Annotated in this window: 26 protein-coding genes; 15 read left to right on the plus strand and 11 right to left on the minus strand. The window is 31.9% G+C overall.

The window, feature by feature from the left end; genetic code table 11:
* Positions 1-5: 5 nt before the first annotated feature.
* Genes feoB through M9Q43_RS01430 form a run of 3 tightly spaced genes read left to right on the plus strand, consistent with a single transcriptional unit; the run spans position 6 to position 3,106 of the window.
* Positions 6-2,108 carry a ferrous iron transport protein B gene (gene feoB / locus M9Q43_RS01420; RefSeq protein ID WP_262317192.1) on the plus strand — a complete coding sequence of 701 codons (2,103 nt, stop codon included), beginning with the start codon at positions 6-8 and terminating at the stop codon, positions 2,106-2,108.
* A gap of 38 nt (positions 2,109-2,146) precedes the next feature.
* A complete protein-coding gene (locus M9Q43_RS01425) occupies positions 2,147-2,974 on the plus strand; it encodes a hypothetical protein (RefSeq protein ID WP_262317193.1) in 828 nt (275 codons plus the stop codon).
* Between the two features lie 3 nt (positions 2,975-2,977).
* Positions 2,978-3,106 carry a FeoB-associated Cys-rich membrane protein gene (locus M9Q43_RS01430; protein ID WP_262317194.1) on the plus strand — a complete coding sequence of 43 codons (129 nt, stop codon included), beginning with the start codon at positions 2,978-2,980 and terminating at the stop codon, positions 3,104-3,106.
* On the opposite strand, the gene M9Q43_RS01435 is transcribed toward M9Q43_RS01430, so the two are convergent.
* Positions 3,103-3,921, minus strand: coding sequence for a ZIP family metal transporter (locus tag M9Q43_RS01435; RefSeq protein WP_262317195.1), 819 nt, complete (start codon positions 3,919-3,921; stop codon positions 3,103-3,105). The genes M9Q43_RS01430 and M9Q43_RS01435 overlap by 4 nt on opposite strands.
* A gap of 2 nt (positions 3,922-3,923) precedes the next feature.
* On the minus strand, positions 3,924-4,571 hold the full coding sequence (locus M9Q43_RS01440; RefSeq protein WP_262317196.1) for a metal-dependent transcriptional regulator: 648 nt from the start codon (positions 4,569-4,571) through the stop codon (positions 3,924-3,926).
* A gap of 84 nt (positions 4,572-4,655) precedes the next feature.
* Between M9Q43_RS01440 and M9Q43_RS01445 the strand changes: the two genes are divergently transcribed.
* From M9Q43_RS01445 to M9Q43_RS01470, 6 genes are all read left to right on the plus strand, one after another.
* Positions 4,656-6,851 (plus strand): TonB-dependent receptor, encoded by a 2,196-nt coding sequence (locus M9Q43_RS01445; protein WP_262317197.1) that lies wholly within the window; start codon positions 4,656-4,658, stop codon positions 6,849-6,851.
* On the plus strand, positions 6,851-7,990 hold the full coding sequence (locus M9Q43_RS01450; protein WP_262317198.1) for a lycopene cyclase family protein: 1,140 nt from the start codon (positions 6,851-6,853) through the stop codon (positions 7,988-7,990). Before M9Q43_RS01445 ends, M9Q43_RS01450 begins: the two co-directional genes overlap by 1 nt.
* A 100-nt stretch (positions 7,991-8,090) precedes the next feature.
* The gene (locus M9Q43_RS01455) at positions 8,091-8,501 is read left to right on the plus strand and encodes a BrxA/BrxB family bacilliredoxin (protein WP_262317199.1); all 411 of its coding nucleotides are present in this window, start codon (positions 8,091-8,093) and stop codon (positions 8,499-8,501) included.
* 86 nt (positions 8,502-8,587) lie between these two features.
* Complete coding sequence (locus M9Q43_RS01460; RefSeq protein ID WP_262317200.1) at positions 8,588-9,322, plus strand: lysophospholipid acyltransferase family protein; 735 nt, start codon at positions 8,588-8,590, stop codon at positions 9,320-9,322.
* 5 nt (positions 9,323-9,327) lie between these two features.
* Positions 9,328-10,326, plus strand: coding sequence for an acyl-ACP desaturase (locus M9Q43_RS01465; protein WP_262317201.1), 999 nt, complete (start codon positions 9,328-9,330; stop codon positions 10,324-10,326).
* A 70-nt stretch (positions 10,327-10,396) separates the two neighbouring features.
* A complete protein-coding gene (locus M9Q43_RS01470; RefSeq protein ID WP_262317202.1) occupies positions 10,397-11,041 on the plus strand; it encodes an HD domain-containing protein in 645 nt (214 codons plus the stop codon).
* Here the strand turns inward: M9Q43_RS01470 and M9Q43_RS01475 are convergent.
* From M9Q43_RS01475 to M9Q43_RS01515, 9 genes are all read right to left on the minus strand, one after another.
* Positions 11,038-11,853, minus strand: coding sequence for a LytTR family DNA-binding domain-containing protein (locus M9Q43_RS01475; protein ID WP_262317203.1), 816 nt, complete (start codon positions 11,851-11,853; stop codon positions 11,038-11,040). The genes M9Q43_RS01470 and M9Q43_RS01475 overlap by 4 nt on opposite strands.
* Positions 11,854-11,931: 78 nt before the next feature.
* Positions 11,932-12,687: a hypothetical protein gene (locus M9Q43_RS01480; RefSeq protein ID WP_262317204.1), complete on the minus strand. Its 756-nt coding sequence runs from the start codon at positions 12,685-12,687 to the stop codon at positions 11,932-11,934.
* 156 nt (positions 12,688-12,843) lie between these two features.
* Positions 12,844-14,187 carry an NADP-specific glutamate dehydrogenase gene (gene gdhA / locus M9Q43_RS01485; RefSeq protein ID WP_262317205.1) on the minus strand — a complete coding sequence of 448 codons (1,344 nt, stop codon included), beginning with the start codon at positions 14,185-14,187 and terminating at the stop codon, positions 12,844-12,846.
* A 150-nt stretch (positions 14,188-14,337) separates the two neighbouring features.
* Complete coding sequence (locus M9Q43_RS01490; protein WP_262317206.1) at positions 14,338-15,120, minus strand: enoyl-CoA hydratase/isomerase family protein; 783 nt, start codon at positions 15,118-15,120, stop codon at positions 14,338-14,340.
* 1 nt (position 15,121) lies between these two features.
* Positions 15,122-15,922: a hypothetical protein gene (locus M9Q43_RS01495; RefSeq protein ID WP_262317207.1), complete on the minus strand. Its 801-nt coding sequence runs from the start codon at positions 15,920-15,922 to the stop codon at positions 15,122-15,124.
* Between the two features lie 52 nt (positions 15,923-15,974).
* Positions 15,975-17,390 (minus strand): sensor histidine kinase, encoded by a 1,416-nt coding sequence (locus tag M9Q43_RS01500; protein ID WP_408611240.1) that lies wholly within the window; start codon positions 17,388-17,390, stop codon positions 15,975-15,977.
* A 56-nt stretch (positions 17,391-17,446) separates the two neighbouring features.
* Positions 17,447-18,004, minus strand: a complete 558-nt coding sequence (locus M9Q43_RS01505) for a CopD family protein (protein ID WP_262317209.1) — start codon at positions 18,002-18,004, stop codon at positions 17,447-17,449.
* A 13-nt stretch (positions 18,005-18,017) separates the two neighbouring features.
* Positions 18,018-19,034, minus strand: coding sequence for a ferrochelatase (gene hemH / locus M9Q43_RS01510; protein ID WP_262317210.1), 1,017 nt, complete (start codon positions 19,032-19,034; stop codon positions 18,018-18,020).
* Positions 19,035-19,138: 104 nt separating this feature from the next.
* Positions 19,139-20,011 (minus strand): helix-turn-helix domain-containing protein, encoded by an 873-nt coding sequence (locus M9Q43_RS01515; RefSeq protein WP_262317211.1) that lies wholly within the window; start codon positions 20,009-20,011, stop codon positions 19,139-19,141.
* 230 nt (positions 20,012-20,241) lie between these two features.
* Here M9Q43_RS01515 and hemA point away from each other — a divergent pair, with 230 nt between their 5' ends.
* Genes hemA through hemE form a run of 6 tightly spaced genes read left to right on the plus strand, consistent with a single transcriptional unit; the run spans position 20,242 to position 26,606 of the window.
* Positions 20,242-21,498 carry a glutamyl-tRNA reductase gene (gene hemA, locus M9Q43_RS01520; RefSeq protein ID WP_262317212.1) on the plus strand — a complete coding sequence of 419 codons (1,257 nt, stop codon included), beginning with the start codon at positions 20,242-20,244 and terminating at the stop codon, positions 21,496-21,498.
* Positions 21,495-22,415 carry a hydroxymethylbilane synthase gene (gene hemC / locus M9Q43_RS01525; protein ID WP_262317427.1) on the plus strand — a complete coding sequence of 307 codons (921 nt, stop codon included), beginning with the start codon at positions 21,495-21,497 and terminating at the stop codon, positions 22,413-22,415. Before hemA ends, hemC begins: the two co-directional genes overlap by 4 nt.
* A 12-nt stretch (positions 22,416-22,427) precedes the next feature.
* Entirely contained in the window at positions 22,428-24,170 is a 1,743-nt protein-coding gene (locus M9Q43_RS01530; RefSeq protein ID WP_262317213.1) for a TrkH family potassium uptake protein, read from the plus strand.
* Positions 24,171-24,180: 10 nt separating this feature from the next.
* The gene (locus M9Q43_RS01535) at positions 24,181-24,888 is read left to right on the plus strand and encodes a potassium channel family protein (protein ID WP_262317214.1); all 708 of its coding nucleotides are present in this window, start codon (positions 24,181-24,183) and stop codon (positions 24,886-24,888) included.
* Positions 24,889-24,890: 2 nt separating this feature from the next.
* Positions 24,891-25,550: a uroporphyrinogen-III synthase gene (locus tag M9Q43_RS01540; RefSeq protein WP_262317215.1), complete on the plus strand. Its 660-nt coding sequence runs from the start codon at positions 24,891-24,893 to the stop codon at positions 25,548-25,550.
* A 30-nt stretch (positions 25,551-25,580) separates the two neighbouring features.
* The gene (hemE, locus tag M9Q43_RS01545; RefSeq protein WP_262317216.1) at positions 25,581-26,606 is read left to right on the plus strand and encodes a uroporphyrinogen decarboxylase; all 1,026 of its coding nucleotides are present in this window, start codon (positions 25,581-25,583) and stop codon (positions 26,604-26,606) included.
* Positions 26,607-26,619 lie beyond the last annotated feature (13 nt).

The raw sequence follows: 26,619 nt of genomic DNA on the forward strand, positions 1-26,619 counted from the left end.
TTCTCATGAGTTCAAATCCTATAAAAGTGGCTTTAATTGGAAACCCAAATGTGGGAAAAACTTCCGTTTTTAACCAACTTACAGGATTGAATCAACAAGTGGGAAATTACCCAGGAATTACCGTTGAAAAAAAACAAGGTGTTTGCAAATTAAACGAAAACACGAGAGCTCGAATCATTGATTTACCCGGAACTTACAGCTTAAATGCGAGTTCTATTGATGAAAACGTAGTAATCGAATTATTGCTAAATAAAAACGACGAAGATTTTCCAGATGTTGCCGTTGTGGTTACCGAAGTGGAAAATTTAAAACGAAATTTACTCCTTTTTACCCAAATTAAAGATTTAGAAATTCCAACCATTTTAGTCATTAACATGGCGGATAGAATGGCTTTAAAAGGAATTGAACTGGATATTCCAGCTTTAGAAAAAGAGTTAAAAACGAAAATTGCTTTAATCAGTTCAAGAAAAAAAACAGGAATTAATCAGTTGAAGGAATTAATTCTGAACTATACTGAACTTTCAACCGAACCTTGTTTACACGCATCGTCAATTGACCCAGATTATTTTAATAATTTAAGAAGAGCGTTTCCAAATCAATTGTTGTATAAACTTTGGTTGGTAATTACGCAAGATGTCAATTTCTTAAATTTAGAGCGAAACGAAATTAAAAGTTCGTTTACCAAATCGCACGCCGATTTAAAACGTTTGCAGCAAAAAGAAACCATAAAACGTTACCAATTTATTAATGACACGCTAAAAATTGGTCAAAAAATAGATGTTTCAAAAGCTTCAGATATTCGAGCAAAAATTGACCGTGTTCTTACGCATAAAATTTTTGGCTATGTAATTTTCTTCGGAATTTTAATGCTTATTTTTCAGTTTTTATTTGACTGGAGTAGCATTCCAATGGATTTTATAGATGAAACGTTTGCTAATTTTAGCTCGCTTGCCAAACAACATCTTCCAGCGGGAGAATTTACCAATTTAATTAGCGAAGGATTAATTCCAGGAATTGGTGGTATCGTAATTTTCATTCCGCAAATTGCCTTTTTATTCTTGTTCATTTCGGTATTAGAAGAAAGTGGTTACATGAGTCGTGTGGTGTTTTTGATGGATAAAATCATGCGAAAATTTGGTTTGTCTGGAAAAAGTATTGTTCCTTTAATCTCAGGAACGGCTTGTGCTATTCCGGCAATTATGAGTGCGAGAAATATCGAAAATTGGAAAGAAAGATTAATTACGATTTTAGTCACACCATTCACCACTTGTTCTGCAAGATTGCCTGTTTATGCCATTTTAATTTCCTTAATTATTCCCGAAAAGAGAATTTTTGGATTCTTAAGTTTACAAGGATTGACATTGATGGCATTGTATTTATTAGGTTTTGGAATGGCGGTTTTGTCGGCTTACTTATTAAATAAATATTTAAAATTAAGTTGCAAATCGTATTTCGTAGTAGAAATGCCGAGTTACAAAATTCCAATGTTAAAAAATGTTGGGTTAAACGTTTTAGAAAAAACCAAAGCTTTTGTAACGGGTGCTGGAAAAATCATTTTAGCCTTATCTGTTATTTTATGGTATTTAGGTTCGCACGGTTTAAGTGATGATTTCAATAATGCTGAAGCTATTATTACCCAACAAAATCAAAACAAAACTATTACTTCGGAAGCATTTGAAGATCAAGTAAATTCCTTTAAGTTAGAAAATTCATACATAGGTTACATGGGGAAAGCAATTGAACCTGCTATTCGTCCATTAGGCTATGATTGGAAAATAGGAATTGCAGTGGTAAGTTCGTTTGCTGCTCGTGAAGTTTTCGTAGGTACATTAGCCACCATTTACAGTGTAGGAAGTCATAGCGAAGAAGAAAGTACAATTAAAAATAAAATGGCTGCCGAAGTGCACCCTGTAACTGGAGATAAAATATTCAATTTTGCTACAGGTATTTCATTACTTCTTTTTTATGCTTTTGCAATGCAATGTATTTCTACTTTAGCCATTGTAAAAAAAGAAACCAATTCGTGGAAATGGCCCATAATTCAGTTGGTTTTCATGAGTGGATTTGCCTACATAACTGCTTTAATTGCATATCAAGTTTTGAAATAAAGGCATACTTTTTGATTGCTTTTAAGAAACAAAAATTGATGAAAAACACATTACTTGTCATTTTACTTAGCCTTACCTTACAGAATTCTTTTTCTCAAAAGATTGACAAATCTAAAGATGAATTAAAATCTGGAAACAGTTCTAATTCTTCCTCAAGTTCGAGTTCATCAAATTCTAACTCTAGTAGAAATTCTTCTTCAAATGATTTTGGATTAGCTGGCTTGTTTGTTGAAGGCTTATTGTATGTAAGTTTTTATTCCACTATTGGCGATTACAGAAGTGAAAATCATTTATACAACACATTATCTAAATATCCATATTTCGATGGCGAATCGGGGAATTTTCAAAAAGAAAACGACAGTATTGAATATGAAAATTTGATGCGATTTGATGTTGAGAATCATTTTCTGTATAGTAACAATAATTCATTCGGAAATCATCTAAAAGCAAAATTCAGACCTTTTCAATATTTCTATATACAAGGTGATTATCGAGAATTAATTGAAAAAAATGCTATTACTAACAACTATTCTAATCTTTCACTATTTCAATTTAACGTGGCTTACGATAGAATTCGATTTAAAAAGTTTAATTTAGGTTGGACACTTGGTGCCACTTATGTGGGGAATGATGTTCAAAAAGTAGGCTTTTCGTATGGTTTACACACTGATATTTTTGCAATTAAAAACATTAGCTTTAATAGTGCGATGCTGTGGAGCAAGATAAATGGTTTGCCTGTAAATTCATTTGAACTCAGAGGAAAATATCATAAAAAGAATTACTTTTTCTCTTTAGGATATGAGCACTTAAAAATTGCTTCACCAAATTATAATTTTGTAACTTTAGGAACTGGAATATATTTTTAAAATATGGATATTCAACAAATTTTAGTCTATGCATCTTTAGCATTAGCAGTAGGTTTTTTAGTAAAAAAATTCTTTTGGAAAAAACGCGTAAAGAAATCAAAACCTTGTGGCGACGATTGTGCTTGTCATTAACCCAAAGCCACGTCTAAAATCATCATTACAATAAATCCGCCGATAAAACCTAAAGTAGCAATATCGGTATTTTTATCTTGTTGGGTTTCTGGAATTACTTCTTCAACGACAACAAAAATCATCGCTCCAGCGGCAAAAGCCAAGGCATAAGGTAAAATTGGCGTAAAAAAAGTTACAGCAACCGCACCAATAACCCCAAAAATAGGTTCTACAATTGCAGACGATTGTCCGTACATGAAACTTTTTCTTCTGCTCATTCCCATTCTTCGTAACGGCATGGAAACCGCAATTCCTTCAGGAAAATTTTGAATTCCAATTCCAATCGCTAAAGTAACGGCGCCTGCAATCGAAGCTTCTGGAATTCCAGCTGCAACTCCACCAAATAAAACACCAACTGCTAAACCTTCAGGAATATTATGCAAGGTTATCGCTAAAACCAACAAAGTAGTTCGTTGCCATGGCGATTTTATGCCTTCGGTTTCTTTGAAATTAATGTGCATGTGTGGCAACACTTTATCCAATCCGAAAATAAAAACAGCACCTAATAAAAATCCAACTGCGGCTGGAATTACTTTTATAAAACCATCTCCTTCACTCATTTCGATTGCTGGTGCTAGTAAACTCCAAAAACTTGCCGCAACCATTACACCACCTGTAAAACCAAGCATTCCATCTAAAACTACTCGATTCATAGTTTTAAAAAAGAACACAAACGAAGCTCCAAATGCTGTTAATCCCCACGTAAATGTGGTCGCTAAAAAAGCAGCCAAAATCGGGTCGATACTTTCAAAAAAATGAATAATTGAATCAAACATAATTATTGTACGTATAAGTTATTAGCAATTTTATTCGAAATCGTTAATCGTTTTCCATCAATTTCAACCGTTAATGTATCATCAAAATCTTCTTTGTCAATTACTTTAACAACCGAACCTAAAGCTATTTTTTGTTTGTCTAAATATTTTAAAAAATCGGTAGAAGAATCTTTCACGCCAACACAATGAAATGATGCATTAATTTCCACTTCCGACAACAATTGCTTTTCAATTTTTTTAATCACACCTTTTGCATCTGGAATAGGATCACCGTGCGGATCAGCTGCTGGATAACCTAAAAAAGCATCCAATTTATTTATCAATTGTTCGGATTTGATGTGTTCTAATTCTTCAGCAATTTCGTGTACTTCATCCCAAGAAAAACCTAATTTATCTACTAAAAAAACTTCCCACAAACGATGTTTTCTTACAATCATTTTTGCTGAATGCAAGCCTTTTTCGGTTAAGGTAACTCCTTGATATTTCTGATAACTCACCAAATCTTTATCCGAAAGTTTCTTCATCATATCAGTTACAGATGACGCTTTGGTGTCTAACATTCCAGCAATAGCGTTCGTGTTGACGCCTTTTGGAGAAACCAACGACAAATGATAAATAACTTTAATATAATTTTCTTCAGAAATGGTCATAAACAATTCATTTTGACAAATATATAAAGTTTTTTTAGTTTTGTAAATGTTTTATTTTTAGTTTTGTCTAAATTTAATTTTATAATGTCTAAAATATTTATTTATACAACTCTATTTATTTCGCTTTTTACCTTTTCACAAAACACAATAAAAGGGAAAGTGACCGCTAATAATGAAATTTTAGCTTATGCTAATATTTATATTAAAGAACTAAATAAAGGAGTTGAAACCAATGAAAATGGTTTATATGAATTTGAAAATATTCCTAACGGTTCCTATACAATTATTGCTTCGTATGTTGGGTTTAAACCCGAAAGAAAAAAAATAAATGTTTCAAACGAACCGAATCATATTCTAAATTTTAACTTGATTGAAGATGCAAATGTTTTAGATGATGTGGTGGTTTCTGGTACATTAAAACCTGTCTCAAGAATGGAAACACCCGTTCCAGTAGAAGTGTATACAACAGCCTTTTTAAAGAAAAACCCAACTTCCAATATATTTGAAGCCTTGCAAAATGTAAACGGCGTTCGACCTCAACTGAATTGCAACATTTGCAACACAGGAGATATACACATCAACGGGTTAGAAGGTCCATACACCATGGTTACGATTGACGGAATGCCGATTGTAAGTTCACTTTCAACCGTTTATGGTTTATCAGGAATTCCAAATTCGTTGATTGACAGAGTTGAAGTAGTAAAAGGTCCAGCCTCAAGTTTATACGGAAGTGAAGCGGTTGGAGGTCTAATCAATATCATCACCAAAAAACCAACAACTGCTCCTTTGTTTTCGGCAGATATTTTTTCGACTTCTTGGTTAGAAACCAATGTGGATTTAGGATTTAAAAGTAACATTGGTAAAAATGCGGTTACTTTAGTCGGCATCAATTATTACAACTACAACCAACCAATTGACAACAACAACGATAATTTTACCGATGTAACCTTACAAGAACGTATTTCGATCTTCAACAAATGGAACTTTGAGCGAAAAAACAACAAAGAATTCACCGTTGCAGGACGCCTTTTTTACGAAGACCGTTGGGGTGGCGAAATGCAATGGAACAAATCGCATCGTGGTGGTTCTGAAGTTTATGGCGAAAGCATTTACACAAAACGTGTGGAACTTTTGAGTAAATATCAATTGCCAACAACAGAAGACATGTATTTGTCGTTTTCCGTAACGGCTCACGATCAAAATTCGGTCTATGGAAATACGATTTACTTGGCGAATCAAAAAATTGCTTTTGGACAATATACTTGGGATAAAAAATTAGAAAATCACAATTTGCTTTTGGGAGCAGCTTTTCGTTATCAATATTATAACGATAATACGACTGCGACTATTTCGGCTGAAAAAACAAAAATTTATAGTGTGTTTCTTCAAGATGAAATAAAATTGGCAGAAAAACATCACATTTTATTAGGTGCTAGATACGATTACAACAACAATCATGGTAACATTTTTACACCGAGAATTGCCTACAAATGGAATCCAACCGAAAATGATGTTTTCCGAATTAATGCAGGAACTGGATTTAGAATCGTGAATTTATTTACCGAAGATCACGCTGCTTTAACAGGTTCGAGAGATGTAGTAATTACCGAAGATTTAAAACCTGAAACTTCGTACAACATCAATTTGAATTATTTGAAAAAAATCAGATTTGAAAACGGTATTTTTTTAGGATTTGAAACTTCGGCTTGGTACACCTATTTTAACAACCAAATTATTCCAGATTACGACACAAATCCAAACCAAATTATTTATTCGAACTTAAACGGATATGCACAAACCTTAGGGATAAGTGGCAATATCGATTTGGTTACACCTTTCGGAATAAAAGCGATTGTTGGTTTTACTATTATGGAACCTAAAAATGTGCAAAACGGAGTGAGTTCAACACCTGTTTTAACGGAAAAATACAGCGCCAATTGGGCGATAACGTACGATATTCCAAAATGGTTTTTATCCATCGATTACACCGGAAATTTATACGGACCTATGCGATTGCCAATTTTGGGTGATTTAGATCCAAGACCAGACTTTTCTCCTATTTGGAGTTTGCAAAACATTCAGTTTACTTATAAAAAATTTCGTAGTTTTGAACTTTATGGTGGTGTGAAAAATATTTTGAATTGGACGCCAAACAAAGGGACTCCATATTTAATAGCTGGAGCAGAAGATCCTTTTGGCGAAAATTTTGACGCAACTTATGTGTATGCACCCAACCAAGGAATTAGAAGCTTTTTAGGAATTCGATATACTATTTTTTAATGCAACATTATCATTACATTTTCACAGGTTCAGGATTATCGGCTTTGATGACCGTTTACGAATTGCTTTTATCTGGAAAATTTGACGAAAAATCTATTTTACTAATTGATGAGAATACTAAAAAAGTAAACGATAGAACTTGGTGTTTTTGGGACGAAGACAATTTGTTCGAAGAAATCGTCTCAAAAAAATGGAATCAATCTGTTTTTGCGAATGAAAAATTCAATCGGGTTTTAGAACTAACACCTTATCAGTACAAAAAAATAAATGGTTTGGATTTTTATGAATTGGTTTTCAAAAAGATTTCCGAACATAAATACATTCATTTTCTAAATCAAAAAATAGTTGATTTTACAGAATTAGGGAATCATTGTGTTGTAAAAACGGAAAATGAAACATTTACATGTAATAAAGTATTCAATTCAATTTACAACCCTAAAGTTGTTACAGCTCAAAATAAATTCCCATTAATTCAACAACATTTTATCGGTTGGTTTATCAAAAGTAAAGAAGCGGTTTTTACTCCAAATTGTGCTACTTTCATGGATTTTTCGGTGGAACAAAAAGGTAATACGCGTTTTATGTATGTTTTACCAACATCAGAAAATGAAGCCTTGTTAGAATACACGTTGTTTTCAAAAGACTTACTTTCAAAAGAGGAATATGAATCTGAAATCAAGAAATACATTGAAAATCTCGGAATAACCGAATACGAAATCATCGAAAAAGAACAAGGAAATATTCCGATGACATGTTATCCTTTCTGGAAACACAACACGAAAAACATCATCAATATTGGGTCGGCTGGCGGTTGGACAAAAGCAAGTACAGGTTATACTTTTAAAAACGCTTCAAAAAAATCGAAAGCTTTAGTTCAATTTCTAAAATCAGAATCCGACTTTTCGAAGTTTCATAAAAAAGATAAATTTTGGTTCTACGATTTATTGTTGTTGGATATTTTGAGTTCAAAAAACGAATTAGGCTCCAAGATATTTTCTTCGATGTTTAAAAAAGGAAGTTCGACTGTGATTTTTAAATTTTTAGATGAAGAGACTTCTATTTGGGAAGATTTACAAGTCATTTGGAAATGTCCAAAAATGATGTTTGTAAAAGCACTTTTTGGAAGAATTTTAAAATAAGAGTAAACTATCAAATCATAACAAATCTTTATGAATTGCCTTTCAGTAACAAGCAAAAAACTTTGTAACTTTGCACTCGTTAACTTATAACATAAAAATTATGTATCCAGAAGAAATGGTAAAACCAATGCGCGCTGAATTAACAGAGGCTGGTTTTCAAGAATTATATAGCGCTGAAGCAGTAGAAAATGCTTTAAAAAATGAAGGAACTACTTTGGTAGTAATCAACTCGGTTTGTGGTTGTGCTGCAAGAAATGCACGTCCGGGAGCAAAAATGAGTTTAGATGGTGCTAAAAAACCTTCACAATTAGTAACTGTTTTTGCAGGTGTAGACAAAGATGCAGTTGATGCAGCGCGCCAACACATGTTTCCTTTTCCTCCATCTTCGCCATGTATGGCTTTGTTTAAAAATGGTGAATTAGTTCACATGTTAGAACGTCATCATATCGAAGGTCGTCCGGCAGAATTAATTGCTGAAAATTTAAAAGACGCTTACAACGAATATTGCTAAGATACTATGCTGGCATACAATAAAATCCACCGAAACATTGGTGGATTTTTATTTTATAGCTTACTTTTGCCCAAATTGGTTTTTACATGGAAAAAATTCTTTCATACCCACTTTCTATTCTATACACGTTAGTTTTTTTTATTTGGTTGTTAATATTTCATCCGATTCAATGGGTTTGTTTTAATTTATTTGGATACAATGCACATCGTATAAGTGTTGCTTATTTAAACCTTTGTTTAGTTAGAACCGCACATTTACTTGGTACGACTTATCATATTGAAGGCATGGAAAATGTTCCTGAAAATAAGCCTTTAATCATAGTTGCCAATCATCAAAGTTTACACGATATCACTACTATTATTTGGTTTTTGCGAAAAGTACATCCTAAATTCATCAGTAAAATTGAACTTGGGAAAGGAATTCCGAGTGTTTCTTATAATTTACGCCATGGTGGTTCCGCTTTAATTGACAGAAAAGATCCAAAACAAGCGTTACCTGAAATTAAAAAAGTAGCCGAATTAGTTAATAACAATAATTACTCTGTGGTGATTTTCCCAGAAGGAACAAGAAGCAAAACCGGAACACCTAAACCTTTCGCGGTGAATGGATTAAAAATGTTATACAAGTTTGCTCCAGATGCCTACTTCTTGCCAATTACTATAAATAATTCGTGGAAAATGACTAAATTTGGTACTTTCCCTCTCGGATTAGGAACTCGTTTAGAATTTACCATTCATAAACCTATGAAAATTTCAGAACATCCGTTTGAAGAAATTTTTGAAAAAACCGAAACTATAATTACAAAACATATTAAAATATAACCCCCATGTCTATACAAAACGTCCGCTTGGAAGTAATGCAATTTTTGGAAAAAAAAGTGGATAACTTCGTGGAAGAATTCTTAATCCCTGTCGAGAAAATTTGGCAACCTACTGATTTACTTCCTGATTCTTCAAAAGAAAATTTTTTAGAAGAAGTAAAAGAATTACGTGAAATAGCTAAAGATTTACCTTATGATTTTTGGGTTACTTTAGTTGGAGATACCATTACCGAAGAAGCTTTGCCAACATACGAAACTTGGCTAATGGATGTTGAAGGCGTTACTCAAAAAGGAGAAAACGGTGATAACGGTTGGGCAAAATGGTTACGTCAATGGACAGGTGAAGAAAACCGTCACGGAGATGTATTAAACAAATATCTTTATCTTTCGGGAAGAGTAAATATGCGTGAAGTTGAAATTACTACGCACCATTTAATAAACGATGGTTTTGATCCAGGAACTGGAAGAGATCCATATAAAAACTTTGTATTCACCAGTTTTCAAGAATTAGCAACTTATGTTTCTCACAATCGTGTTGCGCAATTGGCTAAGAAATTTGGCGATAAAAAACTACACAAAATGTGTAATTTAATTGCAGGAGACGAAATGCGTCATCACTTAGCGTATAGCGAATTTGTAAAACGTATTTTTGAAGTAGATCCGAGCGAAATGATGTTATCATTTCAATACATGATGAAGAAAAAAATTACGATGCCAGCTCATTTGATTAGAGAATCTGGTGAAAGTATTGGAACTGCTTTTGAAAAATTCTCAGAATCAGCTCAGCGTTTAGGTGTTTATACCGCAATGGATTATGTGGATATTCTTCAGAAATTAAATGAGAAATGGGAAATTGATAAAATTGGTAATCTTACAGATGAGGCTGAAAAAGCACGTGATTATCTAATGAAATTACCAGCTCGTATGGCAAAAATTTCTGAACGTTTAGTCGTTCCTGCCGAGAGTCAACTTTTCAAATGGGTAGAACCGGCTTTAGCTAGATAAACTTATAAATTCTAAAAAAAAAATTAAATTCCAATTTTACACAAGATTGGAATTTTTTATATCATCAGAAATGACAATAATAGACAACACTATACTTTTTGTAAAACAACAATTAGAAAATGCAGAAGGAGGTCACGATTGGTTTCACATTGAACGCGTCTATAAAAATGCTTTGTTAATTGCTGAAGGCGAAGATTGCAATTTAACTGTAGTGAAGCTTGGTGCTTTATTACACGATATTGCTGATTCAAAATTTCATGGTGGCGATGAAACGGTTGGTCCGAAAACAGCTCGTGCTTTTTTAGAATCGCAAAATGTAAAAGAAGATATCATTTTACATGTAATTGCAATTATTGAAAATATTTCGTTTAAAGGTGGGAATTTCGAAAAGAAATTCAATTCCAAAGAACTAGAAATTGTGCAAGATGCTGATCGATTAGATGCTATTGGCGCTATAGGAATTGCTCGTACTTTTAATTATGGTGGATTCAAAAATCGTCCATTATACAATCCGAATATTCAACCAAACATGAATATGAATAAGGAAGAATATAAGAATAGTGAATCGCCAACTTTGAATCACTTTTACGAAAAACTATTACTTTTAAAAGATAAAATGAATACCGAAACTGGTAAAAAAATTGCTCAAAAACGCCATGATTTTATGGTAACTTTTTTAAGTCAATTTTATGCAGAATGGGAAGGAGAAATCTAACCAATAACTAAAAATTCTTTCAAAGACTCTATTGCAGATTTAGAAACAGGAATCATTTCGTCAATAAACTTAAGTTTAACAGAAGACTTTCTGTTTTTCGTTTCTATATTAATAACCTTACTCATATTAATAATATAAGAACGATGCACTTTTAAAATTTGTTTTATTGGTTGTACTTGGTCAGAAATTAAAGAAAAACTATTACGAATAATATCTTTTTCAATCTGTTTCTCATGATTTAAATAAAAAACCAAAACATAATTCCCTAAAGCTTCTATCATTACTAAATCATCAATATCTAAGATGATTTTTTCATGTTTATTTTTGCCTTCAAGTATAATTTTTTGTGGTTCGATATAATCAGGGTTTTGTTTACTTTTTTTCTTATAAAAAATATAAAAATCTAAAAACTTAATAGCCGCAAAATTTACAATTCCAATAAAGGTTATATAGTAAAACAGTCTCCCATCGTATACATAAGAATCGGTAAAATTTCCATCTATGTAACTGATGTAAAAAGAATTAAAAATCAAAATATATAAAAGAACGAAAGCTAAAATGAACAAAAAAGACATAATATCTTTTCCAAAACTCCAATTATTAGGGTCTTTATATCTTTTAAAAATAATATGAAAAGTAAGATAAGATATTCCTGCAATCAAAGAATATGCACCAATAAAATGCAAAACCCATGCTGTTGGACGATTTGGATTATCAAAAGCTTCAAATTGCAATAAAACAAATGTAATGATTGCTATAATTGAAGCGGTGATTACAGGTTTTCGGTAAGAAAATTCAATAGAAGTTTTCATTTATTTATTGTTACAAATACAAAAATAACGCAATGCATTTTAAAACAAATACATTTAACTATTTTTAAAAGATAAAAATTATCGAATTCTTTTTACTACTAAACTTGAAGTTCCGTTTGTGTCAAAATTTATGGTTGTTGAATCTCCGTCTCGATAAGATCTAAATCTGAGAATATCATTTGCATTTAAAACTAAATACTGAGTAAAATGAATTGAAAATTGACCATTACTTCCACTATCTTCAGGTGCAACACCTCTAATTTTTTCACCAACATCAGTGCCATTAATATTTAAACGCATATTTAAATAAACTTCAATATCACTTGCTCTTAATGAAAAATTGCCTGTGATTTCATATAAACCTGCTTCTGTAATTCTTAAATCAGTATTGTTAATTTTTTGAAATAATGTTGTTTCTTCATTCCAATCTACAATATTAAAAATATCTATATAAACTCCAGCTGTGTTAGAAAAATTCACTGAAGTTGTATTATTTCTACACTTAATTGTTTTATTGATTTTAGTGTCTGCGATTGCTCGCCATTCAAGTCCATCCCAATAATAAAAACCTGGAACAACATTATATGGGAAAGTTCCGGAGGTTGCAGTATTATAAATCAAAGTTCCGGCAGGTGGTGTTGCTGTTACAGGAGCAACAACATTTCTTGAAGTTAAAGCAATTCTTGGTATTAATACACCAGAGTTTGCGCTTTCTACTTTAAATTGCACTCCATTTTCAATAATTGTTGTACCAATTGCTACTTGAGAAAAAGCACTACTATTTACTAACAAAGCACATAGAAAAAGTAAAGGGGTAGAGAGAGATTTTTTCATTGTACATGTATTTAGTGCAAAAATACTATACAATTGAGTAATGCTTATTTTTAAACAATATTTTATACGAAAATGTTCATTTTTTACACGAAAATGCTTACTCCAAAATTAAATACGGCTTTTAAAATTAATCAAAAGCCGTAAAATTTAATTTCATTAAACCACGCCTTGCGATAGCATTGCATCTGCAACTTTTACAAATCCTGCAATGTTTGCTCCTTTTACATAATCAATATATCCATCATCGTTTTTACCATATTTTACACAAGATTCGTGAATGCTGTTCATAATTTTATGTAAACGTTCATCCACTTCTTCTGTTGTCCAACTCAATCGTAATGAATTTTGCGACATTTCTAAACCAGATGTTGCTACACCACCTGCATTGGATGCTTTTCCTGGAGCAAATAAGATTTTTGCATTATGAAAAGCTGCAATTGCTTCTGGAGTTGAAGGCATGTTGGCGCCTTCAGCCACGCAAATACAACCGTTTGCAATCAATTTTTGTGCATCATCACCATTCAATTCGTTTTGAGTGGCACAAGGCAAAGCAATATCACATTTAACTTCCCATGGATCTTTACCTGCAAAAAATTGTGCTTTTGGATACTTTTTCAAATATTCAGAAATTCTACCATAATTTACATTTTTGATTTCCATGATGTACGCTAATTTCTCTGCGTCAATTCCGTCTGCATCATAAATATATCCTGAAGAATCTGAAGCCGTCACAACTTTTGCTCCTAATTGTGTAGCTTTTTCAATAGCATATTGCGCCACATTACCGGAACCAGAAACCAAAACTGTTTTTCCTTGAAATGAAAGTCCTTTAGTAGCCAGCATACTTTGGGCAAAATAAACAGTACCATATCCCGTAGCTTCTGGACGAATTAACGAACCTCCGAAAGAGATTCCTTTTCCAGTTAAAACACCAGTAAATTCGTTTCTTAATTTTTTATATTGACCAAATAAATACCCTACTTCTCTACCTCCAACACCAATATCACCCGCAGGAACATCAGTATCTGGCCCAATGTGTCTAAATAATTCTGCCATAAAAGCTTGGCAAAAACTCATGATTTCAGTATCTGATTTCCCTTTCGGGTCAAAATCTGAGCCTCCTTTTCCACCACCCATTGGCAATGTCGTTAAACTATTTTTGAAAACTTGTTCGAAAGCCAAAAATTTTAAAATGCTCAAATTTACCGAAGGGTGAAAACGCAATCCACCTTTGTAAGGACCAATTGCAGAATTCATTTGGATGCGATATCCTTTGTTTAATCTTGTTTTTCTGGCATCATCTAACCATGCAACGCGAAACATTACAACCCTTTCAGGTTCAACCATTCGTTCTAAAAGCATTTTATCTTGATACTTTTTATTGTTTTCAATGAATGGAATAACAGCTTCGGCCACCTCGTGGACAGCTTGCAAGAACTCGGGTTCGTTTGGATTTTTTTTCGCAACTTCAGCCACGAAGTCATTAATTTTTTTTAACATAATTGTTGTGTTGTTGTTTGTTAAATAATTAAAAAATATTTATTTCAACTCAAAATTAAACATTTTAACAATTATACTTAAAAAAATTAACTAAAACATTTTTTAATAACCTTAAATAAAAACCCCAGAACTTAGTTCTGGGTTCATATTTTATTTTCCTGGAAATATTGCTTTTCTTTTTTCTAAAAACGCGGTGGTTCCTTCTTTAAAATCTTCGGTTCCAAAAGAAAGACCAAAGTTTTTAATTTCTACTTCATAACCATTTGTTCCGTCTTCAAAATTGGCATTAATTGCTTCGATTGCTTTTGCGATAGCTACACTTGAATTGTTTGCGATTTTTGAAGCAATACCTTTTGTGAAATCTAATAGTTCTTCTTGTGCAACAACATGGTTCACTAAGCCGTAGTTTTTAGCCGTTTCAGCATCAATCATTCCTGCAGTCATGATTAGTTCCATAGCACGACCCTTACCAACCAATTGAGCTAAACGTTGTGTACCTCCATAACCAGGAATCACACCCAAAGTAACTTCAGGCAATCCCATTTTTGCATTTGTTGAAGCCGTTCTAAAATGACAAGCCATTGCCAATTCTAATCCGCCACCAAGAGCAAATCCGTTAACTGCTGCGATAACTGGTGTGCTTAAATTTTGTACAAAATCAAACAATAATTCTTGTCCTTGAGCAGCTAATTTTCCGCCTTCTTCTACTGAGAAATTGGCAAATTCTGAAATGTCAGCCCCAGCAACAAATGCTTTTTCGCCACTTCCAGTAATAATAATAGCTTTTACTGATTTGTCTTCGTTTAACGCTTTAAAACAATCGTGTAATTCTTGAATTGTAGCTTTATTTAATGCGTTTAACTTTGTGGGTCTATTAATGGTAATAACCGCAATATTGTCTTGTTTTTCAATTAAAATGTTTTGATTGTTCATATTATTTACATTTATCTTCGTGTATACTTATTAAATCTTGAATGGGTTGTAAAACAAAATTTTCTTCTGTCTCCAAAATTAATTTTGCTCTCTCTTCTGATTTGAGATTTTTATCTTTTTTTATTTCTTTAATTTTATTGTCTTTTTCCTTAAATGTTTTTTTTATATTCTCTTTTGTCATTGAATCCATGTATTCCTGTACAGGAACTTTCATTTCCTCACAAGATCTTACAAATACTTCATTTAAAAAATTTGAATAATATTCTTTTCCGCATTCATAACCACACAACCTCATCTTATCATCAAAAAAACGAATTACCTTGTCATTTTCTAGAGTTAAATAATAATAAGTGTATGTATACCTATTATTTAAGAACAAATTAAAACCAAAAACATCAATTTTTTGATTGCTCCTTAGTTTTGGCAACCAAACTTTTCTGTCTAGACTCTTAAGTTTCTTTGTTTTAATATCTAGCGTATAAACTTCTTTTAAATAGAAATTTTTGTTAGAGGTTCCTTTAATTAGTGTAATTCTTGATAATTCATTTTTGTTTAATTTTTCAGGCTTTGAATTTTCATCTTTTTTAAACTTAAACTTGTCATCGTCAATATTTAGTTGACTTTCAAAATTTGAAAATTGACTTAAATTTAAAATTTCAATATTTTCATTTTCAATAAATCCTGAAATTAATCCTTTTTTTATTTCGCCTGAATTATATTCAACTTCAGCTGAAACATAATTAGAATTTATTCTAAAAAGATTAATTCCTGTTCCTGATTGGTAGGTTTGTGAATAAAGCAATAATTGAAAAAACAGTAATCCTAAAATTAATCTTGACTTCGTGTTCATAATTTTATTGTTTATTTATTGGGAAAGAAACCAAAAATTCGGTTCCAATGTTTAATTCGGTTTCAAAAGTAATTGTTCCGTGGTAATTTTCGATAATATTTTTAATAATTGCTAAACCAAGTCCCATTCCGCTTGATTTTGTGGTGAATTTTGGTTCGAAAATACGAGATGCATTTTCTTCGGAAATCCCTTTTCCGTTGTCTTTAACCGCAATTTTTACTTGATTATCTTCTCTAAAAACGGTTACAAAAACCAGTTTGTGCTCTTGCTCTTCTGGAATGGATTGAATGGCATTTTTTACCAAATTTGTGATTACACGAATTAATTGTGTTCTATCTAACTTGGCAATAATTTCGTCTTCCAATGCCGAAAACTGAATGTAATCTTCATTAAAAATTTCCAATGCCATTTTTACAATTCGGACAACATTTAAAGTTTCGTTTTGTTGTGCTGGCATGGTTGCAAAGTTAGAAAAAGCACTTGCTACCGAACTCATCGTATCTATTTGTTGTAAAATGGTTTGCGTGTAATCGTTTAATTTTTTTGAAATATCAGGATCGTTAGCATCAAATTTTCGTTGAAAACTTTGCACCGTTAAACGCATTGGTGTAAGCGGATTTTTGATTTCATGCGCTACTTGCTTTGCCATTTCGCGCCAAGCTTGTTCTCTTTCACTTTGTGCTAAAATAGTGGCGCTTTCTTCTAATTTATCTACCATGTTATTATAAGAACGAACCAATAAGTTGATTTCCTTACTTCCATCTTCAATAACAATTTTTTCATTGCGTTGATCTAATTGAGTTTCCTGAATTTTATCGCTGATGATTTTTAATGATTTTGTAATGTAGCTCGATAAAAAATAAGAAAGAACAATGGCAATGAAAAACATAAAAGTATAAACCTGTCCAAATCGAATTAAGAAATTTTGAACTTCATTATCATAAAACTCGGCATCTTCTTCATAGGGTAAATTTAAAATAGCGAGAGGCTTAAATTTGTTGTCTTTTAAATAAGAATAGGATGATCGAAAGGTTTTTTCGTCAACATTTGAAAACTCTATATATCTTTTATCTAAAGAAGATTGAATAATTTTTAAAGTCGAAGAATTTATCTTTGGTTTATCTTTATCTAATTTAAATATTGCCTTTGATGAAATTAATAAGTTCCCTTTTAAATCGAAAAAATTAATTTCCATACTATGAATATCTGCTAATTCGAAAATTTTATCTTTAAAAATTAGCGGAATATTTTTTGTGTTTAGCGGATAAGTTGTTGTTTGTAAAACATAATTTATGTGTTCAGCAATTGCAGTTTCTTTTCGCTCTAATCTATCTTGATGGTATTCTTTTGCTTCTTTTCTAAATTGATAAATGGAAACCGCAGCAATAAGTATAGACGCAATAAGTGTTAAGAATATCATGGATAGAAATATTCTTATTCGTAGTGAAAGATTTTTGATGTTAAAAATTCTATCCATTAACTATTTTGGTTCTTTTCTCTGATTTTCTTGTACAATTTGTATCCTAGCATAATTAAAATCGAAAAAACAAAAATTCCGATAACACCATAAATCCAATTGATTGCATTCTTTAAAATTACTAAAAAAACTACTGCGAAAAGAATAATAGTAGCACCTTCGTTCCAAAGCCTAAAAAACCCAGAGGAATTTTTCACTTCGTTATTTTGTAATTGCTTAAAAATTTGATGGCATTTTAAATGATACAAATACAATAAAAACACAAAAGCTAATTTTACATGCATCCAAGGTTGGGTTAACCAAACTTTCCCAACTTCGGTAAAAAACAACATCCAAAAAGCAAAAATACTAGCTAAAACAGCACTTGGCCAAGTAATAATGTACCACAAACGGTATTGCATTAATTGGTATTGTTTTATTAAAATATCTTGCTCAGGTTGCGATTTTTGTTTGGCTTCGGCATGATATACAAATAAGCGAACAATGTAAAACAACCCAGCAAACCAAGTGATTACAAAGATTAGATGTAGTGATTTTATGTAGTTGTAAAGTTCCATTTAGAAGTCATTTCTATTTAGTTTGAAAATCTTTAATCCAATTTGCCACCACACCACACCATTCGTCTTCATCATTTAAACATGGAATTGCCATAAATTCCTCTCCGCCATGATGCAAAAATTGCTCGTTAGCTTCCATTGCAATTTCTTCTAAAGTTTCTAAACAATCGGCAACGAATGCTGGTGTTACAACGGCTAATTTTTTAATTCCTTGTTCTGGCATTTTATTGATTTCAACATCCGTATAAGGTGTTAACCATTTATCTCCTGCTAAACGCGATTGAAAGGTTTGGCTGTATTTTCCTTCTGGAATTCCTAATAATTTTACAACTTGTTTTGTAGTTTCATAACATTGATGACGGTAACAAAATTCGTGTGCTGGCGAAGGCGTGTTGCAACAAGAACCGTCAATTTTACAATGGGATTTCGTAACATCTGTTTTGCGAATATGACGTTTTGGAATTCCGTGATACGAAAATAATAAATGATCATATTCAAATCCTTCCAAATGTTTTTTAATAGAACTTGCCAAAGCCTGAATAAAATCGGGTTTGTTATAAAATGCTGGAACATTAGTAAATGTCATTTCTGGAAAATGCTTCTGACGTAATTCTTCTGCCAAAACCAAAATAGTAGTAGTTGAAGCCATAGCATGTTGCGGATACAAAGGTAAAAGCATTACTTCGGTTACACCTTTATTCTTTAATTCTTGCAACCCTTTTTGAATAGTCATGGTTCCATAACGCATAGCTAAAGCAACCGGAACATCAACCAATTTTTGGACCTTTTGGTGCATTTTTTTAGAAATTACAATTAAAGGCGAACCTTCATCTGTCCAAATTCGTGCATACGCTTCAGCAGATTTTTTTGGACGCGTTTGCAAAATAATTCCTCTAACTAATAATGCACGCAATAAAAACGGAACATCAATTACGTATTTATCCATTAAAAATTCATCTAAATACGGCTTAACGTCTTTTGCTGTTGGGCTTTCTGGTGATCCTAAATTTACTAATAATACTCCTTTCATGTGGCAATTGTTTTTTTATAAAAGTAATTAATTTGGTTTTCTTACTTTTTAAATTATCATTTTTTTATTTATAGTTTGATATACGAAATTGATATCAATTGGTTTTACACATTGGTGTTCAAATTCATTAAATATTTTTTTGGTGTAGTACCAAATTTCTTTTTAAAAGCGGCAATAAAATGACTTCCTGTGCTGTATCCAATTTTTAAACCTACTTCATTTACATTGTATGAACCACTATCAAGCAATTGACGCGCATAATCCATTTTGTATTCAAATAAAAATCCATATACTGTATCACCATAAATTTGCTTGAAACCCATTTTTAATTTTTTCAAACTTAATCCCACTTGCTCAGATAATTCTTCTAACCCTGGTGGTTCTGCCATATTAGAAATCATAATTTCTTTGGCTTTTTTTATTTTTAATACATTTTCTTCGTCAATCAAAAACGGACATTGTTCTGCATTTGGATCTTCAGATCGATTAAAATACAAACTTAATAATTCGTAACCTTTTCCTTTATAGTATAAATTTTTAATGAACGAATTGAGGTTGTAATGGAACAATTGACTCAACACAATTGCCATTGACGGACTTATATCATTCTCTTTATAGTACTTTTTATCTTTGTTGTCTTCGCTCAAAAACGGAATATGTTCTGCTTGAGATGAAAACAAACCATGAAATTTTTTTATCGAAATAATTACCGATACGATCCAAGTGTGTGGAGCCAATTCAAGATTAAGTGGCAATTCTTTTTGCGGATTATAAAACAAAAGTGACTTCTCTTCCTTTAAATCCAATGCATAATTTCCTTGATTGAAGATAAATTTTCCTTTTCCTTTTAAGCCAAAATGAAATTGAATAAATCCTTGATTTACAGGTTTTTGAATTCGATACATTTCGTCTCCATCATTTTGAAAAAGATATAAAATAAAATCATTTTCAATTTTTATTTCTTCTTGAGAACCCATAGCGATATTTTTTCGTATATAGTTACAAACAAAAATCAAATTGTTATTTAGAATTGTTCTATATAGTTAAATTCAAAACACTTGATTTTGCTACAAATTTAATAGAAATAACGCTAAAAAGATGAATTAGATACAAAATATCTTTTATCGATACAAAAAGTCCTTTAAGCGTTACTTTTATAAATAGCATACTAATAATTTTGTTAAACTTTTAGGAAAGAGTATAAACCATGGAAAACAATACATTTGCGAAACATCCAACTTTCTACGCAGTAGGTTTAAGTTACAAAAAAGCCGATGCCGAAATGAGAGGTAAATTTAGTTTAGATGATAAAGCTAAACAAAATTTATTACACCAAGCAAAAGAAGAAGGATTGGAAAGTTTAGTAGTTACTTCGACTTGCAATAGAACTGAAATTTATGGTTTTGCACAACATCCTTTTCAATTAATCAAATTACTTTGCGAAAACAGCCAAGGAACCGTTGAAGATTTTCAAAAAGTTGCTTTTGTGTATAAAAACAATGAAGCTATTACACATATGTTTCGTGTAGGAACAGGTTTAGATAGTCAAATTCTAGGTGATTTTGAAATCATAAGCCAACTAAAAAACGCTTTTGTTCAAAGTAAAGAACTAAATTTAGCAAACGCTTTCTTAGAACGATTGGTTAATGCAGTAATTCAAGCAAGTAAAAAAATCAAAACAGATACACAAATTTCATCAGGAGCAACATCTGTTTCTTTTGCATCTGTGCAATATATCTTTAAAAATGTAGAAGATATTTCTAATAAAAATATTTTACTTTTTGGAACTGGAAAAATTGGAAGAAATACGTGTGAAAATTTAGTAAAACATTCGAAACACGAACATATCACTTTGATTAATCGCACCAAAGATAAAGCTGAAAAAATTGCCAACAAATTAAACGTAATTGTAAAAGATTATGCTGATTTGCAATTAGAAATTCAAAAAGCTGATGTTTTAGTTGTAGCAACTGGAGCTTTAAATCCTACCGTTGATAAGGCCATATTAAATCTGAAAAAACCATTGTTAATTTTAGATTTATCGATTCCTAAAAATGTGAACGAAAACGTAAACGAATTAGATGGTGTTACATTAGTTCACATGGATCAATTGGCTCAAATGACCGATGAAACTTTAGAAAACAGAAAAAAACACATTCCAGCTGCTGAAGCTATTATTGAAGAAATTAAAGACGAATTTATGGCTTGGACCAAACAACGTAAATTTGCACCAACAATACATGCGCTAAAAGCAAAACTGAATACAATTAAAGAAGGAGAATTAAACTTTCAACGTAAAAAAATGGCTAACTTTGATGAAGAACAAGCCGAATTAATTACTGCTAGAATCATTCAAAAAATTACCAATCATTTTGCCAATCATTTAAAAGATGACGAAACCATGGTAGACGAAAGCATTGAATGGATTGAGAAAATTTTCCAATTAGAAACGGTTGCAAAATAATGAGCAAAACAATCCGAATAGGAACTCGTGATAGCGAATTAGCCCTTTGGCAAGCACACACAGTACAAAAAAAACTAAACGATTTAGGTTACAAAACTGAAATCACAGCTGTTAAGTCGCAAGGTGATATTATTCTTGATAAACCACTTTACGAATTAGGAATCACAGGAATTTTTACCAAAACGTTAGACATTGCCATGTTAAACGGACAGGTTGATATTGCGGTGCATTCTATGAAAGATGTTCCAACTGCTTTACCTATCGGAATTGTGCAAGCAGCGGTTTTAGAACGTGCCAACACACTTGATATTTTAGTTCACAAAGGCAATTTAGATTTTTTAAATTCTAACGGTACCATTGCTACTGGAAGCTTACGCAGACAAGCACAATGGTTGAATAAATATCCAAATCATAATGTAGTTGATTTACGTGGAAATGTAAATACGCGTATGCAAAAATTACAAGACAGCGATTGGAGCGGAGCTGTTTTTGCTGCTGCAGGTTTAGAACGAATCAACTTAAAACCAGAAAACTATATCAATTTAGATTGGATGGTTCCAGCACCGGCACAAGGCGCAATGGTTGTAGTGGCAATGGAAAATGATAATTTTTGCAGAGAAGCTTTAGCTAAATTAAATCACTCTGAAACCGAGATTTGCACGCACATTGAACGTGAATTCTTAAAGACATTAGAAGGTGGTTGTACAGCTCCAATTGGTGCTTTGGCAACATTTACCTTAGATAAAATTGATTTTGAAGGTGTTTTATTTTCTTTAGACGGAAAAGAAAAACACACAATCAAAAAAAGTTGTACTTTTGATTCTTATAAAAACTTCGGAAAAAATTGTGCCGAAGAAATTTTAAACAACGGTGGAAAAGCTTTAATGGAAAGCATTCGTCGTGATTTGAAAAAGTAATTTTATCCCAAAATGGAGAAAGAATCGTTACTCAATTATTTATATCGCTTTTTTGATATCATAGTACTGCTTTTTATAGTTTTTGACTTTGGATATGACTTCGAAGAAAACTACAATTCGCCACACGTTATTGGTTTAATTCTCCTTTCTGTTGGATTATTAGCCTTTAATTCATTTAAATTCTTTACTTATAAATATAAAAGCAATAAGAAAGTAGCCTTAGCTAATATGATTTTACTAACAGGTATCATGATAACCTGTTTTATAATTTCTATTATAAATATAGATTTTTCTTCAGACTATATTCTGCAAAAAGTAAAACCAATTTTAGAAGGCGGACTTATTTTTTATTTCTTACTTAGGCTCTTGGTTTTAGTGCGTCATATCTATGATATCTATTTCAATCCGGCAATTGTATTTGTTGGAAGTTTTATGATTTTAGCCTTAACAGGAGGATTTTTATTAATGCTTCCAAGTGCTACAACAAACGGAATTACCTTTACTAATGCGCTATTTACTTCTACAAGTGCTGTTTGTGTTACTGGTTTAGCGGTTGTTGACACTTCCACAGCATTTACTGTCGTGGGGCAATCCATTATTTTAGTTTTAATTCAGTTAGGTGGAATTGGAATATTAACGTTTACTTCTTTCTTTGCTTTCTTTTTTAGAGGAAGTTCTTCATTTAAAGAAGGATTAAATACTAAAGATTTTATTGCACACGATGGCATGAGAGATGTTTTTAGGGCTGCTCTTAATGTTGTTATTTTTACTTTAGGAGTTGAAGCTGTTGGTGCCATTTTTGTTTATTCGTCTATCATGGACAACAACGCTATTGATAATAAATTCTTCTTTGCAATATTCCATTCTATTTCGGCATTTTGTAATGCAGGATTTTCAATTTTATCGGCTGGATTATATGATGAAGCCATTCGTTTTGACTATTTCTTGCAATGGATTATTATGACATTGATTGTATTAGGTGGTTTAGGTCACAACATTGTATTTAACTTTTATCAAAAAATTAAAACTCATGTGGTAGAACTTTTTGATAAAACTATCATTCATAAAAAAGTTCGAATCATCACTTTAAACACTCAAATTGTAATTTACACTACTTTAGTTTTATTAATCGGTGGTTTTATTTTCCTATTTATTTCAGAATACAACAACACCTTATTAGAGCACGATAGTGTTTTTGGAAAAATCACAGCGGCTTCTTTTAATTCGGTAACGCCAAGAACCGCAGGATTTAATGCAGTAGATTTTACTAAAATGAACGTTCCTTCATTGTTGTTTATTATCTTTTTAATGTGGATTGGTGGTTCTCCAGCTTCAACTGCGGGTGGTATCAAAACGAGTACATTTGCATTAGCAACTTTAAATATTTTTGCTGTTGCCAGTGGAAAAAGCAGAATTCAATTGTTTGGAAGAAGAATTTCATCTGAATCAACTTCTCGTGCTTTTGCTATTTTATGTATCTCTTTAATTACAATAGGAATTTCAATTGTAGCAATATTGATTTTTGAACCAAAGGGAACACCCTTATTAACCGTTGCCTTTGAATGTTTTTCAGCATATAGTACAGTAGGATTAAGCTTAAATTATACACCAACAGTAACCGAACCAAGTAAATATGTTTTAATTGCTTGTATGTTTATTGGTCGTATTGGAATGCTCAACTTAATGGTTGGATTATTACGAAGATTGAATCATCAATTCTACGAATATCCAAAAGAAAATATATTAATTAACTAATCTACCAAAAATGAAAATTATAGTATTTGGTTTAGGAAACTTCGGAATGTCGCTTGCCATCAGCTTAACTGAAACAGGAAACGAAGTAATTGGTGTAGATAAAAACATCGAAAAAATTAATCTTATCAAAGATAAAATTTCGCATGCAATTGCCTTAGATTCAACAAACGAATTATCGTATGAAGCTTTGCCATTAAAAGATGCGGATAAAGTCGTAGTTGCCATTGGTGAAAACGAAGGTGCTGCCATCATTACAACTGCAATTATTAAAAAATTGAGTGATGTAAAAATCATTAGTAGAGCTTTGTCTCCAATTCACGACACGGTTTTAGAGGCGATGGGAATTTATAGTATTATTCACCCAGAGCAAGAATCAGCAGATAGATTAACCAAGCAAATCAACTTCAAATCAACGTTAGAAAACTATCAATTAGATGATAATTTTACGATTTCGGAAGTAAAAGCGAAACCAGAATTCTACGGAAAAACATTAGCCGAATTGGATTCAATCGATAAATACCATTTAACACTAATTACAATTATTCGCAAAAGAGAAAAACGTAATTTAATTGGTAAAAAATCTATCATAAAAGAATCTATTGGTCGTCCTGCTCCAGATACTATTGTCCAAGAAAATGATATTTTAGTAGTTTACGGATATAACAAAGACATCGAAACGTATTGTTTAGGACAAGAAGAACATCAAATTAGAAGCTAAAAATGAACCGAATTCTCTCTACAAAAAAACTTTCAAAAGCATTAAAAAAGAAGTTTTCTGATGCTAAAATTGAACTTGTAGAAAAGAATTTTATTCAAACAAAATCCATTTCATTTGAAACACCTCAACTAAATGATTACTTAGTTTTTACAAGTAAACAAGCAGTGAAAAGTATTTTAAAATCGGATGTAAAAAACGTTCATTCCATTTCTTGTTTGTGTGTAGGAAGTAAAACGAGAAATTTTCTCGAAAAAAAAGGTTTCACCGTTATTGAAAGTGCTGATTATGCAGAAGAATTGATTCAAATCATCGATTCGAAATACAAAAGTAATTCGTTTACCTTCTTTTGTGGAAATATCAGAAAAAATACAATCCCAAATTATTTTCAGCAAAATAAAATCGCATATAACGAAATTGTCGTATATGAAACCAAACTGAAACCACACAAAATAAAAAAAGAATATGATGGTATTTTGTTTTTCAGTCCGTCAGGTGTAAAAAGTTTTTTGGAAAACAATTCATTAGATAATAAAACGTGTTTTTGTATTGGAACCACCACATCAAAAGCATTAGAAAATAGAACAAAAAACATAGTAATTGCATCGCAACCCACCGTTGAAAATGTAATTACTGAAGTAATAAAATATTATAAACGCTTATAGCCTATTGCTTAAAGCCTAAAGCAATCAAAAATGATTAAGAACGATTTATTTTTAAGAGCATTAAAAGGAGAAACAGTTGAACGTCCGCCAGTTTGGATGATGCGTCAAGCAGGAAGATATTTACCAGAATTTAGAGCTTTACGCGATAAATATGATTTTTTCACCCGATGCGAAACTCCAGAATTAGCTGCTGAAATCACGGTTCAACCCATTCGAATTGTAAAACCAGATGCTGCGATTTTATTTTCAGATATTTTGGTAGTACCAAGAGCGATGGGAATTCACGTGGAATTGAAAGACAATTTAGGTCCGATAATTCCAAATCCTATTCGTACTGCTGAACAAGTAAATCAAGTTTTTGTGCCGAATATTCACGAAACTTTAGGTTACGTGATGGATGCAGTAAAATTAACCAAAGAAATGTTGAACGACGAAGTGCCGTTAATTGGTTTTGCTGGTTCGCCTTGGACGATTTTCTGTTATGCTGTTGAAGGAAAAGGTTCTAAAAGTTTTGATACTGCAAAAGGATTTTGCTTTTCAAATCCAGTAGCGGCACACTTATTATTGCAAAAAATCACCGATACCACGATTTTATACTTGAAAGAAAAAGTAAAAGCAGGTTGTAATGCGATTCAAATTTTTGACTCTTGGGGCGGAATGCTTTCTCCAGTTGATTATCAAGAATTCTCATGGCAATACATCAACCAAATTGTTGAAGCTTTAGCCGAAGAAACGGAAGTTATCGTATTTGGAAAAGGATGTTGGTTTGCTTTAAACGAAATGTCTAAATCAAAAGCATCAGCTTTAGGAGTAGATTGGACTTGTTCGCCAAGAAACGCGCGTTATTTAACCGGTGGTGACATCACTTTACAAGGAAATTTCGACCCAAGTCGTTTGTTATCTCCAATTCCAACCATCAAAAAAATGGTTCACGAAATGATTGATGAATTCGGAAAAGATAAATACATCGTCAACTTAGGTCACGGTATTTTACCAAATATTCCTGTTGATCATGCTAAGGCTTTTGTGGAAGCGGTTAAAGAGTATAAGAAATAGTTTGATTTTATAA

This window comes from Flavobacterium odoriferum (assembly GCF_025499515.1).
Taxonomy (GTDB): domain Bacteria; phylum Bacteroidota; class Bacteroidia; order Flavobacteriales; family Flavobacteriaceae; genus Flavobacterium; species Flavobacterium odoriferum.